Origin of the sequence: Staphylococcus aureus, assembly GCF_001027105.1 — a bacterium.
In the GTDB taxonomy this organism is placed as follows: Bacteria; Bacillota; Bacilli; order Staphylococcales; family Staphylococcaceae; genus Staphylococcus; species Staphylococcus aureus.
Genome location: NZ_CP011526.1, coordinates 796,226 through 815,656 on the forward strand (window position 1 = coordinate 796,226; position 19,431 = coordinate 815,656).

Here is a 19,431-nt window from a genome sequence, read left to right on the forward strand (position 1 = left end):
CGCTAGTGCTCAGAACTATTTAGCATTAATTAAAGCTTATGAGTAAGCGGGGAGCACAAACGCTTCTCCGCTTATTTTTATATAAAATTTCCTAATTACAAGGAGGAAACACCATGGCTAAAAAAATTGTTTCTGATTTAGATCTTAAAGGTAAAACAGTCCTAGTACGTGCTGATTTTAACGTACCTTTAAAAGACGGTGAAATTACTAATGACAACCGTATCGTTCAAGCTTTACCTACAATTCAATACATCATCGAACAAGGTGGTAAAATCGTACTATTTTCACATTTAGGTAAAGTGAAAGAAGAAAGTGATAAAGCAAAATTAACTTTACGTCCAGTTGCTGAAGACTTATCTAAGAAATTAGATAAAGAAGTTGTTTTCGTACCAGAAACACGCGGCGAAAAACTTGAAGCTGCTATTAAAGACCTTAAAGAAGGCGACGTATTATTAGTTGAAAATACACGTTATGAAGATTTAGACGGTAAAAAAGAATCTAAAAATGATCCAGAATTAGGTAAATACTGGGCATCTTTAGGTGATGTGTTTGTAAATGATGCTTTTGGTACTGCGCATCGTGAGCATGCATCTAATGTTGGTATTTCTACACATTTAGAAACTGCAGCTGGATTCTTAATGGATAAAGAAATTAAGTTTATTGGCGGCGTAGTTAACGATCCACATAAACCAGTTGTTGCTATTTTAGGTGGAGCAAAAGTATCTGACAAAATTAATGTCATCAAAAACTTAGTTAACATAGCTGATAAAATTATCATCGGCGGAGGTATGGCTTATACTTTCTTAAAAGCGCAAGGTAAAGAAATTGGTATTTCATTATTAGAAGAAGATAAAATCGACTTCGCAAAAGATTTATTAGAAAAACATGGTGATAAAATTGTATTACCAGTAGACACTAAAGTTGCTAAAGAATTTTCTAATGATGCCAAAATCACTGTAGTACCATCTGATTCAATTCCAGCAGACCAAGAAGGTATGGATATTGGACCAAACACTGTAAAATTATTTGCAGATGAATTAGAAGGTGCGCACACTGTTGTATGGAATGGACCTATGGGTGTATTCGAGTTCAGTAACTTTGCACAAGGTACAATTGGTGTATGTAAAGCAATTGCAAACCTTAAAGATGCAATTACGATTATCGGTGGCGGTGATTCAGCTGCAGCAGCAATCTCTTTAGGTTTTGAAAATGACTTCACTCATATTTCAACTGGTGGCGGCGCGTCATTAGAGTACCTAGAAGGTAAAGAATTGCCTGGTATCAAAGCAATCAATAATAAATAATAAAGTGATAGTTTAAAGTGATGTGGCATGTTTGTTTAACATTGTTACGGGAAAACAGTCACAAGATGACATCGTGTTTCATCACTTTTCAAAAATATTTACAAAACAAGGAGTGTCTTTAATGAGAACACCAATTATAGCTGGTAACTGGAAAATGAACAAAACAGTACAAGAAGCAAAAGACTTCGTCAATGCATTACCAACACTACCAGATTCAAAAGAAGTAGAATCAGTAATTTGTGCACCAGCAATTCAATTAGATGCATTAACTACTGCAGTTAAAGAAGGAAAAGCACAAGGTTTAGAAATCGGTGCTCAAAATACGTATTTCGAAGATAATGGTGCGTTCACAGGTGAAACGTCTCCAGTTGCATTAGCAGATTTAGGCGTTAAATACGTTGTTATCGGTCATTCTGAACGTCGTGAATTATTCCACGAAACAGATGAAGAAATTAACAAAAAAGCGCACGCTATTTTCAAACATGGAATGACTCCAATTATATGTGTTGGTGAAACAGACGAAGAGCGTGAAAGTGGTAAAGCTAACGATGTTGTAGGTGAGCAAGTTAAGAAAGCTGTTGCAGGTTTATCTGAAGATCAACTTAAATCAGTTGTAATTGCTTATGAACCAATCTGGGCAATCGGAACTGGTAAATCATCAACATCTGAAGATGCAAATGAAATGTGTGCATTTGTACGTCAAACTATTGCTGACTTATCAAGCAAAGAAGTATCAGAAGCAACTCGTATTCAATATGGTGGTAGTGTTAAACCTAACAACATTAAAGAATACATGGCACAAACTGATATTGATGGGGCATTAGTAGGTGGCGCATCACTTAAAGTTGAAGATTTCGTACAATTGTTAGAAGGTGCAAAATAATCATGGCTAAGAAACCAACTGCGTTAATTATTTTAGATGGTTTTGCGAACCGCGAAAGCGAACATGGTAATGCGGTAAAATTAGCAAACAAGCCTAATTTTGATCGTTATTACAACAAATATCCAACGACTCAAATCGAAGCGAGTGGCTTAGATGTTGGACTACCTGAAGGACAAATGGGTAACTCAGAAGTTGGTCATATGAATATCGGTGCAGGACGTATCGTTTATCAAAGTTTAACTCGAATCAATAAATCAATTGAAGACGGTGATTTCTTTGAAAATGATGTTTTAAATAATGCAATTGCACACGTGAATTCACATGATTCAGCGTTACACATCTTTGGTTTATTGTCTGACGGTGGTGTACACAGTCATTACAAACATTTATTTGCTTTGTTAGAACTTGCTAAAAAACAAGGTGTTGAAAAAGTTTACGTACACGCATTTTTAGATGGCCGTGACGTAGATCAAAAATCCGCTTTGAAATACATCGAAGAGACTGAAGCTAAATTCAATGAATTAGGCATTGGTCAATTTGCATCTGTGTCTGGTCGTTATTATGCAATGGATCGTGACAAACGTTGGGAACGTGAAGAAAAAGCTTACAATGCTATTCGTAATTTTGATGCCCCAACTTATGCAACTGCCAAAGAAGGTGTAGAAGCAAGCTATAATGAGGGCTTAACTGACGAATTCGTAGTACCATTCATCGTTGAGAATCAAAATGACGGTGTTAATGATGGAGATGCAGTGATCTTCTATAATTTCCGACCTGATAGAGCAGCGCAATTATCGGAAATTTTTGCGAACAGAGCATTCGAAGGCTTTAAAGTTGAACAAGTTAAAGACTTATTCTATGCAACATTCACTAAGTATAATGACAATATCGATGCGGCTATCGTCTTCGAAAAAGTTGATTTAAATAATACAATTGGTGAAATTGCACAAAATAACAATTTAACTCAATTACGTATTGCAGAAACTGAAAAATACCCTCACGTTACTTACTTTATGAGTGGTGGACGTAACGAGGAATTTAAAGGTGAACGCCGTCGTTTAATTGATTCACCTAAAGTTGCAACGTATGACTTGAAACCAGAAATGAGTGCTTATGAAGTTAAAGATGCATTATTAGAAGAGTTAAATAAAGGTGACTTGGACTTAATTATTTTAAACTTTGCTAACCCTGATATGGTTGGACATAGTGGTATGCTTGAGCCGACAATCAAAGCAATCGAAGCGGTTGATGAATGTTTAGGAGAAGTGGTTGATAAGATTTTAGACATGGACGGTTATGCAATTATTACTGCTGACCATGGTAACTCTGATCAAGTATTGACGGATGATGATCAACCAATGACTACGCATACAACGAACCCAGTACCAGTGATTGTAACAAAAGAAGGCGTTACACTTAGAGAAACTGGTCGCTTAGGTGACTTAGCACCTACATTATTAGATTTATTAAATGTAGAACAACCTGAAGATATGACAGGTGAATCTTTAATTAAACACTAATATTGTAAAAGATGTTAAGTAAACGCTTAATGACACTTATTTTTTGAAAATAATAGTAATATCATTTTGTTAAATGAAAGAATAAAGCTATAATAATTATAGAATAACTATTTAAAGGAGATTATAAACATGCCAATTATTACAGATGTTTACGCTCGCGAAGTCTTAGACTCTCGTGGTAACCCAACTGTTGAAGTAGAAGTATTAACTGAAAGTGGCGCATTTGGTCGTGCATTAGTACCATCAGGTGCTTCAACTGGTGAACACGAAGCTGTTGAATTACGTGATGGAGACAAATCACGTTATTTAGGTAAAGGTGTTACTAAAGCAGTTGAAAACGTTAATGAAATCATCGCACCAGAAATTATTGAAGGTGAATTTTCAGTATTAGATCAAGTATCTATTGATAAAATGATGATCGCATTAGACGGTACTCCAAACAAAGGTAAATTAGGTGCAAATGCTATTTTAGGTGTATCTATCGCAGTAGCACGTGCAGCAGCTGACTTATTAGGTCAACCACTTTACAAATATTTAGGTGGATTTAATGGTAAGCAGTTACCAGTACCAATGATGAACATCGTTAATGGTGGTTCTCACTCAGATGCTCCAATTGCATTCCAAGAATTCATGATTTTACCTGTAGGTGCTACAACGTTCAAAGAATCATTACGTTGGGGTACTGAAATTTTCCACAACTTAAAATCAATTTTAAGCAAACGTGGTTTAGAAACTGCAGTAGGTGACGAAGGTGGTTTCGCTCCTAAATTTGAAGGTACTGAAGATGCTGTTGAAACAATTATCCAAGCAATCGAAGCAGCTGGTTACAAACCAGGTGAAGAAGTATTCTTAGGATTTGACTGTGCATCATCAGAATTCTATGAAAATGGTGTATATGACTACAGTAAGTTCGAAGGCGAACACGGTGCAAAACGTACAGCTGCAGAACAAGTTGACTACTTAGAACAATTAGTAGACAAATATCCTATCATTACAATTGAAGACGGTATGGACGAAAACGACTGGGATGGTTGGAAACAACTTACAGAACGTATCGGTGACCGTGTACAATTAGTAGGTGACGATTTATTCGTAACAAACACTGAAATTTTAGCAAAAGGTATTGAAAACGGAATTGGTAACTCAATCTTAATTAAAGTTAACCAAATCGGTACATTAACTGAAACATTTGATGCAATCGAAATGGCTCAAAAAGCTGGTTACACAGCAGTAGTTTCTCACCGTTCAGGTGAAACAGAAGATACAACAATTGCTGATATTGCTGTTGCTACAAACGCTGGTCAAATTAAAACTGGTTCATTATCACGTACTGACCGTATTGCTAAATACAATCAATTATTACGTATCGAAGATGAATTATTTGAAACTGCTAAATATGACGGTATCAAATCATTCTATAACTTAGATAAATAATTTTCTTTATAATCAAATGCTGACATAATTTTAGTTGAGGATTATTATGACGGTATAAATTAAATAAAGATTTTGAGTTCACGCTTAAATAAGTTCACGCTTAAATTTATAGCCTGCCACAGAGTTGAGACTGTGGTAGGTTTTTTATTTTGAAGTATTAATCATAACAGACTAATAATCATGAGGTAACTAATAACACATATTTAACTTGTATTCTTAAACTGGTATAATAAATTTATGTTGAAATGAATATTGTATGACAGGGTATTCACTTTTATTAAAAGGTAAAATTAAATAAAGGTTTTATAGAACGTATTTAAATATATGAGGAGTAAACAAATGGCTGATAGAACGAATAAAGAAATTAAAACAGGACGCTTTATTGCAACTGCATCAATCGTATTCTCAATATTATTGATTATTCATTACTTTGTTTCGTTGGATAATGCGACTGCCAAAGCATTACTTAATTTAACGAATCAAAACACTTCAGATAAAGCGATTGATTACATTTTAAACAGCTTTAGATTCACTGGTATTATGTATATTTTGGCTTATCTAGCAGGCTTCATCACTTTTTGGAATCGACATACTTATGTGTGGTGGTTTATGTTTGCAGTTTATGTATCAAATAGTTTGTTTACGTTGATTAATTTATCAATCACAATTCAAGCAATAAAAGCTGCACACGGTGCGTACTTAACATTGCCAATTTTAATTGTTATTATAGGTTCGGTTGCATTAGCGATTTATATGCTTGTTGTTTCTATCAAACGTAAAAGTACATTTAATCGCTAGAAAATTGATTTTAACAATAAAAATATGATATACTACTTGTCGTATATAAGGAACGGAGGACAATTTATGCATACATTTTTAATCGTATTATTAATCATTGATTGTATTGCATTAATAACTGTTGTACTACTCCAAGAAGGTAAAAGCAGTGGACTTTCAGGTGCCATCAGTGGTGGTGCTGAGCAGTTATTCGGTAAACAAAAACAACGTGGCGTCGATTTATTCTTAAATAGATTAACAATTATTTTATCAATATTATTTTTTGTACTTATGATTTGCATAAGTTATCTTGGTATGTAAGGTCCGGCGATGTAAATGTCGGGCTTTTTTATTTATAATTAAGAATGTAATAGTTTAACAATAAGCTATGTAAAATATATAGCCTAGTTAAGTATGCAAAGGGAGCGTTAGATTTATGCAGATAAAATTACCAAAACCTTTCTTTTTTGAGGAAGGTAAACGTGCCGTGTTATTACTACATGGTTTTACAGGCAATTCGTCTGATGTTCGTCAATTAGGTCGATTTTTACAAAAGAAAGGTTATACATCATATGCACCGCAATATGAAGGCCACGCGGCACCACCAGATGAAATACTGAAATCTAGTCCTTTCGTTTGGTTTAAAGATGCGTTAGATGGTTATGATTATCTTGTTGAACAAGGTTATGATGAAATTGTTGTTGCTGGTCTATCATTAGGTGGGGATTTTGCTTTAAAATTAAGCTTAAATAGAGATGTAAAGGGTATTGTAACGATGTGTGCTCCTATGGGTGGCAAAACTGAAGGTGCCATTTATGAAGGCTTTTTAGAATATGCACGCAATTTTAAAAAGTATGAAGGTAAAGATCAAGAGACTATTGATAATGAAATGGATCATTTTAAACCAACTGAAACTTTAAAAGAACTAAGTGAAGCATTAGATACGATTAAAGAGCAAGTTGATGAAGTGTTGGATCCTATTTTAGTGATTCAAGCAGAAAACGACAATATGATTGATCCACAATCCGCAAATTATATATATGACCATGTAGATTCTGATGACAAAAATATCAAGTGGTACAGTGAATCTGGACATGTTATTACGATTGATAAAGAGAAAGAACAAGTATTTGAAGATATTTATCAATTTTTAGAGTCATTAGACTGGTCAGAATAAAAAGAGATTTTAACATTAGAAAGGAGGGGCATAATGAATTTAAAGCAATCTATAGAAGAGATTATTAATCAACCTGAATATGAACCTATGTCAGTGTCAGATTTTCAAGATGCATTAGGTTTAAGCAGTGCCGACTCGTTTAGAGATTTAATTAAGGTGCTTGTGGAGTTAGAACAATCAGGATTAATCGAACGTACAAAAACAGACAGATACCAAAAAAAGCATAGTTATAGAGGTCAATCAAAATTGATAAAAGGAACGTTAAGTCAAAATAAAAAAGGCTTTGCATTCTTAAGACCTGAAGATGAGGATATGGAAGATATATTTATTCCCCCGACGAAAATTAATCGTGCCTTGGATGGAGATACTGTTATTGTAGAAATCCATCAATCAAAAGGTGAACATAAAGGTAAAATCGAAGGGGAAGTTAAGTCGATTGAGAAGCATTCTGTAACTCAAGTTGTTGGTACGTATAGTGAAGCTAGACATTTTGGCTTTGTTATTCCGGATGATAAACGTATTATGCAAGATATTTTCATTCCTAAAGGTCAAAGTTTAGGCGCAGTCGATGGTCATAAGGTACTTGTACAAATTACTAAGTATGCTGATGGTTCAGATAATCCAGAAGGACATATTTCTGCTATTTTAGGACATAAAAATGATCCTGGCGTAGATATTTTATCTATTATCTATCAACATGGCATAGAAATTGAATTTCCTGATGAAGTGTTACAAGAAGCTGAAGCAGTACCTGATCATATTGAAAATACTGAAATTAAAGGCCGTCATGATTTACGTGATGAATTGACAATCACAATTGATGGTGCTGATGCTAAAGACTTAGATGACGCAATTAGTGTTAAAAAGTTAGCGAACGGTAATACGCAATTAACTGTAAGTATTGCTGATGTCAGCTATTATGTAACAGAAGGTTCTGCATTGGATAAAGAGGCATATGATAGAGCGACAAGTGTATATCTTGTTGACCGTGTAATTCCAATGATTCCACATCGATTAAGTAATGGTATTTGTTCATTGAATCCTAATGTTGATCGTTTAACTCTAAGCTGTCGCATGGAAATCGATGCTAGTGGTCGCGTTGTTAAACATGAAATTTTTGATAGTGTTATACATTCTGATTATCGAATGACGTATGATGCGGTAAATCAGATTATTACTGAAAAGGATCCTAACATTCGCGAACAATATAATGAAATTACGCCTATGCTAGATTTAGCACAAGATTTATCTAATCGTTTGATTCAAATGAGAAAACGACGTGGTGAAATCGATTTTGATATTAGTGAAGCAAAAGTATTAGTTAACGAAGACGGTATACCAACAGATGTTCAATTAAGACAACGTGGCGAGGGTGAACGTCTAATTGAATCATTTATGTTAATTGCAAATGAAACAGTTGCTGAACATTTTAGTAAGTTAGATGTACCTTTTATTTACCGAGTGCATGAGCAACCTAAATCAGATCGCTTAAGACAATTCTTTGATTTTATTACAAACTTTGGCATCATGATTAAGGGTACTGGCGAAGATATTCATCCAACAACACTTCAAAAGGTTCAAGAAGAAGTAGAAGGTCGACCTGAACAAATGGTCATTTCAACAATGATGTTGCGTTCAATGCAACAAGCGCATTATGATGATGTGAACTTGGGACATTTTGGCTTATCAGCTGAATATTATACGCATTTTACATCACCAATTAGACGTTATCCTGATTTAACAGTTCATCGTTTAATCCGTAAGTATTTAATTGAGAAATCAATGGATAACAAAGAAGTGAAGCGTTGGGAAGACAAATTGCCTGAGTTAGCTGAACATACTTCTAAACGTGAACGTCGTGCTATTGAGGCAGAACGTGATACTGATGAATTGAAAAAAGCAGAATATATGATTCAACATATTGGTGATGAATTTGAAGGTATTGTCAGCTCAGTAGCTAACTTCGGTATGTTCATTGAATTGCCAAATACGATAGAAGGTATGGTTCATATTGCGAATATGACTGATGATTATTACCGTTTTGAAGAGCGTCAAATGGCATTAATTGGTGAGCGTCAAGCTAAAGTATTTAGAATTGGTGACACAGTTAAGGTTAAAGTGACGCATGTTGATGTAGATGAACGATTAATTGATTTTCAAATTGTAGGTATGCCTTTACCGAAAAATGATCGATCACAGCGCCCAGCGCGAGGTAAGACAATTCAAGCCAAAACGCGTGGTAAATCATTAGATAAATCAAAATCTGATGATAAGGGTCGTAAGAAAAAAGGTAAGCAACGTAAAGGTAAAAACCAACGTAATAATGATAAATCAGGTAATAGTAAGCATAAGCCATTTTATAAAGATAAAAGTGTGAAAAAGAAAGCACGTCGTAAGAAAAAATAAGCAGCAATGAGGTGAGTATGAATGGCTAAGAAGAAATCACCAGGTACATTAGCGGAAAATCGTAAGGCAAGACATGATTATAATATTGAAGATACGATTGAAGCGGGAATTGTATTGCAAGGCACAGAAATAAAATCAATTCGCCGAGGTAGTGCTAACCTTAAAGATAGTTATGCGCAAGTTAAAAACGGTGAAATGTATTTGAATAATATGCATATAGCACCATACGAAGAAGGGAATCGTTTTAATCACGATCCTCTTCGTTCTCGAAAATTATTATTGCACAAGCGTGAAATCATTAAATTGGGTGATCAAACACGTGAGATTGGTTATTCGATTGTGCCGTTAAAGCTTTATTTGAAGCATGGACATTGTAAAGTATTACTTGGTGTTGCACGAGGTAAGAAAAAATATGATAAACGTCAAGCTTTGAAAGAAAAAGCAGTCAAACGAGATGTTGCGCGCGATATGAAAGCCCGTTATTAAGCGATTTAGTTGCTTAATCGGGCTATATTTGATATAGTTATATGTGCTTTTGTAAATTACAAAAGTATGATTTGTTTGATTTATTATTTCGGGGACGTTCATGGATTCGACAGGGGTCCCCCGAGCTCATTAAGCGTGTCGGAGGGTTGTCTTCGTCATCAACACACACAGTTTATAATAACTGGCAAATCAAACAATAATTTCGCAGTAGCTGCCTAATCGCACTCTGCATCGCCTAACAGCATTTCCTATGTGCTGTTAACGCGATTCAACCTTAATAGGATATGCTAAACACTGCCGTTTGAAGTCTGTTTAGAAGAAACTTAATCAAACTAGCATCATGTTGGTTGTTTATCACTTTTCATGATGCGAAACCTATCGATAAACTACACACGTAGAAAGATGTGTATCAGGACCTTTGGACGCGGGTTCAAATCCCGCCGTCTCCATATTTGTAGCCTACAGCCTTTGTGGTTGTGGGCTTTTTTATTTTGTGTTTTTCAGGGGATAATGCATTGCAGAATTTGTTGTGAGTATTGATATAGCAGTGTTTGTATAGGTGTTTATTTGATGGAGGAAAGAGTAATAAGTGATTATGAATTAGTTTTTGAGATATAAGGGGACAGTGATGTGTGTCAAATAAGTGTCAAAAAAGTTGGATTCTGAGTTTTACATTCAACATTGTTCATGAAGAAACTTCTTTATACGCAAAAAATTCTCCATGTTATATATGTCAATATAAAAATGTGAATCGTCTACACTTAATTGGATAAATGGCTACTGAAAAAGAACTTTTCATTTTTGTTACGTCACTAAGTGGGTGTAGTTATAAAGAGATGAGCCGAGTTTTGATATTTTCATTAGAATCAATATGCCTATTAACACAATCAGCAATAGTTGACGAGACGGAAATAAAAGAAGTCGTAGTTAAGAAATGCATTTCACAACATACCATTGTAGCCATTTTTATTGTTTTGGATGATAAACTCTTTTTGGAATTTTTAGTTTTTATAATTTGCAACTACACTACTTCTTTTACTAATATTAATGTCTAAGTAATCGATAAAAAATTTTCCATTGAATAAATGAGAAGTTAAAAACTTTACTTAACCTTTCTCATTGCATTTTCCTATTCACGATTTTAAGAACCCAACATACTACAAACGAATTTTAAAAGGCGAGAGTAAAGCTTACTTGTTTATTATACATATTTAAAATCCAAGAGTCAGAACAGACTACTCCTCTTTATAACTATAAAAAATAGCTATGAAAAAATCTATCGTCATAGATTCCTTCATAGCTAATCTTAGTATGTTTATTTTTATTTTAGGATGCTATTTATCAACTCAACATATAACTCACTATTTTTATAACCTTCTAATATATCATTAACTTGTCTAATAGGTATTTCTGGTACTTCTCTAATGTTTTCCAATTTTGTTTTAAATTGTTTTTTTGTTATTTGCTCTTTATTTGTAGCCAATTGGAACAAGTAAGAATCTAGCATATTAATTTCTTTATATGAATACATATATCTTAATAACACTAAATCTCTAGTTTTTAAGTTAGGCGCTAGTTCTTCTTGTAATTGTTCTATTGATTGTTTCATTAATAACAATCTCATTTCTAATTCTTCATTATTCATTTTATCACACTCTTTTTATATTAATGCTTGACCAACTTGGGAAACCCAAAACCCTATGCTTCTTGCAGTAGAATCTTTAATACCAGTTCCCATCAATGCTTGTGAAACTTGACCTTGTACATTTCCCCATGTAGCCTCTTCTTGTTTTAATGCATTATTCAATGCGGGATTTACAAATTTATCCCATCTTTTTTTTATGATTTTCCGGCACGGGGACTGATTTCTTTAACACCATTAAACACAGATTTTTTATTTTTAATCATAGCTTTATAGTATCATGTTGGCTAAGCTATAAATAAGTCAGTTTCTCTAAAAATTAAATAACTGAATGTAAGACAATCAACAAACCAAATTTATACTTCATCTAAACCACTGTGGTCGTCATCTTTTTGCTTTTCTTTTTCTTTCTCTCGTTCTTGTTCTTTTTTGTACTCTTCTTCAAATTCTTTTTCTTTCTTTTCTACTTCTTCTCTTGTTTCCGCTCTATGAGAAAAATCTTCGGTTTTAAGTTTACTAAATTTGAATGATTTAGAATCAACTGTTTTATCTTCTGAGTATTTATGGACATTTAAATTAATATTTCCATCACCTCTTAACTCATAGATAAACATGGCTTGTGCAGTTTTGCCTTTTTTAATTTGATCTTGGTTATGTTCTGTCCAATCTTTATATTTTTTATCACTTAAAAGATAACCATCTCTTAATTTATTTACTGTATTTTTATCATCTTGAGTGATATTAATATAGTCATGAGAAATAGAAGATGGATTTAAATCTTTATCGTCTTTTTTAGCAGTAATTTCCATTTTAAAAGCGATATATTTCTTTTTCTCATCTTTTTCATTGATGATAAACGGTTCTTTTATTTTAGCTTCAAATTTGTCACTAACAATAGTATCGCCTTTAATTTTTATATCCATATTTTTTTTGCTTTTAAATTCTTTAAGTTCTTCATTTAATTCTTCATTGTCATTTTCTTTCTTTTTGTGACTAGTGCTCTCTTTTTTTGCACTATCTTGATGATGTCCACAAGCACCTAAGATAAGTGTACTTGCTAATAATATCCCCATTACTTTTTTCATTTAACATGTCTCCTTTATTTCGCAAAAATTTATTTTAAAAACTCTAAATGACTTATCATTTTGAGTAATTAAACAAAGTTGATATTTTGTGAGATTCTAAGATGATATTAAATAATTCTTGTAATAATGATCCTATGTATTGTTGCAATAAATTAATGAAACTATAATTACTAATATTATATTACTTTTATTGATAGAAATATATTACTTTTTTAAAAAAACTTGTAATATATCGAAAGATTTAAATGTAAAATTTTGATTTGTTAAGAAATTACGTTTGTAAAAATAAAAAAATCAACTTATTTGTATGAGATAAATATGTATTGAAGAAGACGTGTTATTAATTTGGAAAATACTGGTCAAAGATGGGAGCTCTTAAAAGCGTTATTGTATTTTTTAGTCAATACAAATAGATTGCCGTAATAATAATCGTACTTGATGGTTAAAAAATTACTTAAGGCTATAAAGCAAAACTTTTTATATGAGCAGTCGAATATAACGTTTAAAATGATTGTTTTTGGATATAAACGATTAAGTAAAATGCTTTTTCAGTTTGAAATTAATCATATAAATTTCTTATGGGAGGGTTGATATCTTAATGATTAACATTATTTCAGCTATAGGATCTATTGGAACATTTATTATGGCTTTATTTTATTTTGTATCAGTTTCAGTTCAACTTTATCAAATGAAAATTAGCTTTCTGCCAGCTTTAGGTTTTAACCAAATTTTATTAGAAAGGGAGGAGGATCAACTTAATATAATGAATTCGGCAACAGAAGAGCATCATCATAAAGATTATATTAAACTATATAATTTAGGTGGCGGTGCTGCTAAAAAAATTGCAATAGAGGTTTTATTGGGGAAGGATAAAGTCATTCAGAAAAAATACGTGCATATTTTACCTAGTAAAGAAGGGTACATGTTACCAATTAATAAAAATGTGTACGAAGAATTAGAAAGAACGATTGAGAACAATGGTCATGAAGCTGATTTGAATGTACGTATGACTTATTATCATAATGTAAGTCGCAAACAACAGGAAGTTATATTAAAAGGTCAAATCGACCGTTTTAATACTTATAATAATAAAGAAATTTATGATTTGCAGTTTATCTAAAAATTGATTTAAGAGGGTAGTTGTTTATTGCGAAAAATATCATTCAATTTTAATGAAATAATGGCGTCATTACTATAAAATATTACTTTATGTTGTAATGCATTTTTCTATAAGATAGAACTAAAAGGAGGGGCAAAGATGCAAATTAGACAAATACATCAACATGACTTTGCTCAAGTGGACCAGTTAATTAGAACGGCATTTGAAAATAGTGAACATGGTTATGGTAATGAATCAGAGCTAGTAGACCAAATTCGTCTAAGTGATACGTATGACAATACCTTAGAATTAGTAGCTGTTCTTCAAAATGAAGTTGTAGGGCACGGTTTACTAAGTGAAGTTTATCTTGATAACGAGGCACAACGGGAAATTGGATTAGTGTTAGCACCTGTATCTGTTGATATTCATCATCAAAATAAAGGTATTGGGAAGCGATTGATTCAAGCATTAGAACGAGAAGCAATATTAAAAGGATATAATTTTATCAGTGTATTAGGATGGCCGACGTATTATGCCAATCTAGGATATCAACGCGCAAGTATGTACGACATTTATCCACCATATGATGGTATACCAGACGAAGCGTTTTTAATTAAAGAATTAAAAGTGAACAGTTTAGCGGGAAAAACAGGTACCATAAATTACACATCTGCTTTTGAAAAAATATGATTTCAAGCTAGGATTACATTAGGTAGAGTTCATATTAATAATAAAAAATGTTTGCAATCAAATCGTACGTTGTCGTTTGTAATTCTTAAAATAGCAATAAATAAAATGTTTGTTAGTAAAGTATTATTGTGGATAATAAAATATCGATACAAATTAATTGCTATAATGCAATTTTAGTGTATAATTCCATTAACAGAGATTAAATATATCTTTAAAGGGTATATAGTTAATATAAAATGACTTTTTAAAAAGAGGGAATAAAATGAATATGAAGAAAAAAGAAAAACACGCAATTCGGAAAAAATCGATTGGCGTGGCTTCAGTGCTTGTAGGTACGTTAATCGGTTTTGGACTACTCAGCAGTAAAGAAGCAGATGCAAGTGAAAATAGTGTTACGCAATCTGATAGCGCAAGTAACGAAAGCAAAAGTAATGATTCAAGTAGCGTTAGTGCTGCACCTAAAACAGACGACACAAACGTGAGTGATACTAAAACATCGTCAAACACTAATAATGGCGAAACGAGTGTGGCGCAAAATCCAGCACAACAGGAAACGACACAATCATCATCAACAAATGCAACTACGGAAGAAACGCCGGTAACTGGTGAAGCTACTACTACGACAACGAATCAAGCTAATACACCGGCAACAACTCAATCAAGCAATACAAATGCGGAGGAATTAGTGAATCAAACAAGTAATGAAACGACTTCTAATGATACTAATACAGTATCATCTGTAAATTCACCTCAAAATTCTACAAATGCGGAAAATGTTTCAACAACGCAAGATACTTCAACTGAAGCAACACCTTCAAACAATGAATCAGCTCCACAGAGTACAGATGCAAGTAATAAAGATGTAGTTAATCAAGCGGTTAATACAAGTGCGCCTAGAATGAGAGCATTTAGTTTAGCGGCAGTAGCTGCAGATGCACCGGCAGCTGGCACAGATATTACGAATCAGTTGACGAATGTGACAGTTGGTATTGACTCTGGTACGACTGTGTATCCGCACCAAGCAGGTTATGTCAAACTGAATTATGGTTTTTCAGTGCCTAATTCTGCTGTTAAAGGTGACACATTCAAAATAACTGTACCTAAAGAATTAAACTTAAATGGTGTAACTTCAACTGCTAAAGTGCCACCAATTATGGCTGGAGATCAAGTATTGGCAAATGGTGTAATCGATAGTGATGGTAATGTTATTTATACATTTACAGACTATGTAAATACTAAAGATGATGTAAAAGCAACTTTGACCATGCCCGCTTATATTGACCCTGAAAATGTTAAAAAGACAGGTAATGTGACATTGGCTACTGGCATAGGTAGTACAACAGCAAACAAAACAGTATTAGTAGATTATGAAAAATATGGTAAGTTTTATAACTTATCTATTAAAGGTACAATTGACCAAATCGATAAAACAAATAATACGTATCGTCAGACAATTTATGTCAATCCAAGTGGAGATAACGTTATTGCGCCGGTTTTAACAGGTAATTTAAAACCAAATACGGATAGTAATGCATTAATAGATCAGCAAAATACAAGTATTAAAGTATATAAAGTAGATAATGCAGCTGATTTATCTGAAAGTTACTTTGTGAATCCAGAAAACTTTGAGGATGTCACTAATAGTGTGAATATTACATTCCCAAATCCAAATCAATATAAAGTAGAGTTTAATACGCCTGATGATCAAATTACAACACCGTATATAGTAGTTGTTAATGGTCATATTGATCCGAATAGCAAAGGTGATTTAGCTTTACGTTCAACTTTATATGGGTATAACTCGAATATAATTTGGCGCTCTATGTCATGGGACAACGAAGTAGCATTTAATAACGGATCAGGTTCTGGTGACGGTATCGATAAACCAGTTGTTCCTGAACAACCTGATGAGCCTGGTGAAATTGAACCAATTCCAGAGGATTCAGATTCTGACCCAGGTTCAGATTCTGGCAGCGATTCTAATTCAGATAGCGGTTCAGATTCGGGTAGTGATTCTACATCAGATAGTGGTTCAGATTCAGCGAGTGATTCAGATTCAGCAAGTGATTCAGACTCAGCGAGTGATTCAGATTCAGCAAGCGATTCCGACTCAGCGAGCGATTCCGACTCAGACAATGACTCGGATTCAGATAGCGATTCTGACTCAGACAGTGACTCAGATTCCGACAGTGACTCAGATTCAGATAGCGATTCTGACTCAGACAGTGACTCAGATTCAGATAGCGATTCAGATTCAGATAGCGATTCAGATTCCGACAGTGATTCCGACTCAGACAGCGATTCTGACTCCGACAGTGATTCCGACTCAGACAGCGATTCAGATTCCGACAGTGATTCCGACTCAGATAGCGATTCAGATTCCGACAGTGACTCAGATTCCGACAGTGACTCGGATTCAGATAGCGATTCAGATTCCGACAGTGACTCAGATTCCGACAGTGACTCAGACTCAGACAGTGATTCGGATTCAGCGAGTGATTCGGATTCAGATAGTGATTCCGACTCCGACAGTGACTCGGATTCAGATAGCGACTCAGACTCGGATAGCGACTCGGATTCAGATAGCGATTCGGACTCAGATAGCGATTCAGAATCAGACAGCGATTCAGAATCAGACAGCGATTCAGATTCAGACAGCGACTCAGACAGTGACTCAGATTCAGATAGTGACTCGGATTCAGCGAGTGATTCAGACTCAGGTAGTGACTCCGATTCATCAAGTGATTCCGACTCAGAAAGTGATTCAAATAGCGATTCCGAGTCAGTTTCTAACAATAATGTAGTTCCGCCTAATTCACCTAAAAATGGTACTAATGCTTCTAATAAAAATGAGGCTAAAGATAGTAAAGAACCATTACCAGATACAGGTTCTGAAGATGAAGCAAATACGTCACTAATTTGGGGATTATTAGCATCAATAGGTTCATTACTACTTTTCAGAAGAAAAAAAGAAAATAAAGATAAGAAATAAGTAATAATGATATTAAATTAATCATATGATTCATGAAGAAGCCACCTTAAAAGGTGGCTTTTTTACTTGGATTTTCCAAATATATTGTTTGAATATAATTAATAATTAATTCATCAACAGTTAATTATTTTAAAAAGGTAGATGTTATATAATTTGGCTTGGCGAAAAAATAGGGTGTAAGGTAGGTTGTTAATTAGGGAAAATTAAGGAGAAAATACAGTTGAAAAATAAATTGCTAGTTTTATCATTGGGAGCATTATGTGTATCACAAATTTGGGAAAGTAATCGTGCGAGTGCAGTGGTTTCTGGGGAGAAGAATCCATATGTATCTAGTCGTTGAAACTGACTAATAATAAAAATAAATCTAGAACAGTAGAAGAGTATAAGAAAAGCTTGGATGATTTAATATGGTCCTTTCCAAACTTAGATAATGAAAGATTTGATAATCCTGAATATAAAGAAGCTATGAAAAAATATCAACAGAGATTTATGGCTGAAGATGAGGCTTTGAAGAAATTTTTTAGTGAAGAGAAAAAAATAAAAAATGGAAATACTGATAATTTAGATTATCTAGGATTATCTCATGAAAGATATGAAAGTGTATTTAATACTTTGAAAAAACAAAGTGAGGAGTTCTTAAAAGAAATTGAAGATATAAAAAAAGATAACCCTGAATTGAAAGACTTTAATGAAGAGGAGCAATTAAAGTGCGACTTAGAATTAAACAAATTAGAAAATCAGATATTAATGTTAGGTAAAACATTTTATCAAAACTATAGAGATGATGTTGAAAGTTTATATAGTAAGTTAGATTTAATTATGGGATATAAAGATGAAGAAAGAGCAAATAAAAAAGCAGTTAACAAAAGGATGTTAGAAAATAAAAAAGAAGACTTAGAAACCATAATTGATGAATTTTTTAGTGATATAGATAAAACAAGACCTAATAATATTCCTGTTTTAGAAGATGAAAAACAAGAAGAGAAAAATCATAAAAATATGGCTCAATTAAAATCTGACACTGAAGCAGCAAAAAGTGATGAATCAAAAAGAAGCAAGAGAAGTAAAAGAAGTTTAAATACTCAAAATCACAAACCTGCATCTCAAGAAGTTTCTGAACAACAAAAAGCTGAATATGATAAAAGAGCAGAAGAAAGAAAAGCGAGATTTTTGGATAATCAAAAAATTAAGAAAACACCTGTAGTGTCATTAGAATATGATTTTGAGCATAAACAACGTATTGACAACGAAAACGACAAGAAACTTGTGGTTTCTGCACCAACAAAGAAACCAACATCACCGACTACATATACTGAAACAACGACACAGGTACCAATGCCTACAGTTGAGCGTCAAACTCAGCAACAAATTATTTATAATGCACCAAAACAATTGGCTGGATTAAATGGTGAAAGTCATGATTTCACAACAACGCATCAATCACCAACAACTTCAAATCACACGCATAATAATGTTGTTGAATTTGAAGAAACGTCTGCTTTACCTGGTAGAAAATCAGGATCACTGGTTGGTATAAGTCAAATTGATTCTTCTCATCTAACTGAACGTGAGAAGCGTGTAATTAAGCGTGAACACGTTAGAGAAGCTCAAAAGTTAGTTGATAATTATAAAGATACACATAGTTATAAAGACCGAATAAATGCACAACAAAAAGTAAATACTTTAAGTGAAGGTCATCAAAAACGTTTTAATAAACAAATCAATAAAGTATATAATGGCAAATAATTAATGCATGGCTGCAAAGCAAATAATGAGTTTGTCGTAAAAATAACAACATTTTAAACTAGCAATAAATAATATCAAAGTCATCATTTCAATGATGCAATCTAGTATAGTCCACATTCTAAACAGGTGTGGACTATTACTTTTTTCACTTTATATTACGAAAAAATTATTATGCTTAACTATCAATATC

General features: G+C 33.3%; 16 protein-coding genes, 1 other RNA gene and 1 pseudogene. 15 read left to right on the top strand and 3 right to left on the bottom strand.

What is annotated here, in order from left to right; translation table 11 throughout:
* Positions 1-113 precede the first annotated feature (113 nt).
* From AA076_RS03865 to ssrA, 10 genes are all read left to right on the top strand, one after another.
* Positions 114-1,304 (top strand): phosphoglycerate kinase, encoded by a 1,191-nt coding sequence (locus tag AA076_RS03865; protein WP_001074749.1) that lies wholly within the window; start codon positions 114-116, stop codon positions 1,302-1,304.
* Positions 1,305-1,425: 121 nt separating this feature from the next.
* Complete coding sequence (gene tpiA / locus AA076_RS03870; RefSeq protein ID WP_001260089.1) at positions 1,426-2,187, top strand: triose-phosphate isomerase; 762 nt, start codon at positions 1,426-1,428, stop codon at positions 2,185-2,187.
* 2 nt (positions 2,188-2,189) lie between these two features.
* A complete protein-coding gene (gpmI, locus tag AA076_RS03875; protein ID WP_001085505.1) occupies positions 2,190-3,707 on the top strand; it encodes a 2,3-bisphosphoglycerate-independent phosphoglycerate mutase in 1,518 nt (505 codons plus the stop codon).
* Positions 3,708-3,836: 129 nt separating this feature from the next.
* A complete protein-coding gene (eno, locus tag AA076_RS03880; RefSeq protein WP_001121760.1) occupies positions 3,837-5,141 on the top strand; it encodes a surface-displayed alpha-enolase in 1,305 nt (434 codons plus the stop codon).
* A 339-nt stretch (positions 5,142-5,480) separates the two neighbouring features.
* On the top strand, positions 5,481-5,939 hold the full coding sequence (locus tag AA076_RS03885; protein WP_000785252.1) for a hypothetical protein: 459 nt from the start codon (positions 5,481-5,483) through the stop codon (positions 5,937-5,939).
* Between the two features lie 66 nt (positions 5,940-6,005).
* Positions 6,006-6,239: a preprotein translocase subunit SecG gene (secG, locus tag AA076_RS03890; protein ID WP_000556760.1), complete on the top strand. Its 234-nt coding sequence runs from the start codon at positions 6,006-6,008 to the stop codon at positions 6,237-6,239.
* Between the two features lie 115 nt (positions 6,240-6,354).
* Entirely contained in the window at positions 6,355-7,095 is a 741-nt protein-coding gene (locus AA076_RS03895) for an alpha/beta hydrolase (RefSeq protein ID WP_001165952.1), read from the top strand.
* Positions 7,096-7,128: 33 nt separating this feature from the next.
* Positions 7,129-9,501, top strand: coding sequence for a ribonuclease R (gene rnr / locus AA076_RS03900; RefSeq protein ID WP_001050064.1), 2,373 nt, complete (start codon positions 7,129-7,131; stop codon positions 9,499-9,501).
* A gap of 21 nt (positions 9,502-9,522) precedes the next feature.
* Positions 9,523-9,987, top strand: coding sequence for an SsrA-binding protein SmpB (gene smpB / locus AA076_RS03905; RefSeq protein ID WP_001085185.1), 465 nt, complete (start codon positions 9,523-9,525; stop codon positions 9,985-9,987).
* 90 nt (positions 9,988-10,077) lie between these two features.
* Positions 10,078-10,439: a transfer-messenger RNA gene (gene ssrA, locus AA076_RS14605) on the top strand.
* Between the two features lie 869 nt (positions 10,440-11,308).
* Here ssrA and AA076_RS03915 read toward each other — a convergent pair.
* From AA076_RS03915 to AA076_RS03925, 3 genes are all read right to left on the bottom strand, one after another.
* On the bottom strand, positions 11,309-11,632 hold the full coding sequence (locus AA076_RS03915; RefSeq protein WP_001058299.1) for a hypothetical protein: 324 nt from the start codon (positions 11,630-11,632) through the stop codon (positions 11,309-11,311).
* 15 nt (positions 11,633-11,647) lie between these two features.
* Positions 11,648-11,794, bottom strand: a complete 147-nt coding sequence (locus AA076_RS16120; RefSeq protein WP_001057759.1) for a hypothetical protein — start codon at positions 11,792-11,794, stop codon at positions 11,648-11,650.
* A gap of 191 nt (positions 11,795-11,985) precedes the next feature.
* On the bottom strand, positions 11,986-12,714 hold the full coding sequence (locus AA076_RS03925; protein WP_000757406.1) for a DUF5067 domain-containing protein: 729 nt from the start codon (positions 12,712-12,714) through the stop codon (positions 11,986-11,988).
* Between the two features lie 435 nt (positions 12,715-13,149).
* On the opposite strand from AA076_RS03925, the gene AA076_RS14620 reads away from it, so the two are divergent.
* The 5 genes and pseudogenes from AA076_RS14620 to vwb all read left to right on the top strand — a co-directional run bounded on the left by AA076_RS14620 (position 13,150) and on the right by vwb (position 19,241).
* Positions 13,150-13,305 carry a hypothetical protein gene (locus tag AA076_RS14620; RefSeq protein ID WP_001790158.1) on the top strand — a complete coding sequence of 52 codons (156 nt, stop codon included), beginning with the start codon at positions 13,150-13,152 and terminating at the stop codon, positions 13,303-13,305.
* A 7-nt stretch (positions 13,306-13,312) separates the two neighbouring features.
* Positions 13,313-13,834 (top strand): hypothetical protein, encoded by a 522-nt coding sequence (locus AA076_RS03935; RefSeq protein ID WP_000608179.1) that lies wholly within the window; start codon positions 13,313-13,315, stop codon positions 13,832-13,834.
* Positions 13,835-13,972: 138 nt separating this feature from the next.
* Complete coding sequence (locus tag AA076_RS03940) at positions 13,973-14,503, top strand: GNAT family N-acetyltransferase (RefSeq protein WP_001167175.1); 531 nt, start codon at positions 13,973-13,975, stop codon at positions 14,501-14,503.
* Positions 14,504-14,765: 262 nt separating this feature from the next.
* Complete coding sequence (gene clfA, locus AA076_RS03945) at positions 14,766-17,495, top strand: MSCRAMM family adhesin clumping factor ClfA (RefSeq protein ID WP_001836218.1); 2,730 nt, start codon at positions 14,766-14,768, stop codon at positions 17,493-17,495.
* 220 nt (positions 17,496-17,715) lie between these two features.
* Positions 17,716-19,241: pseudogene (gene vwb / locus AA076_RS03950) on the top strand (von Willebrand factor binding protein Vwb).
* Positions 19,242-19,431 lie beyond the last annotated feature (190 nt).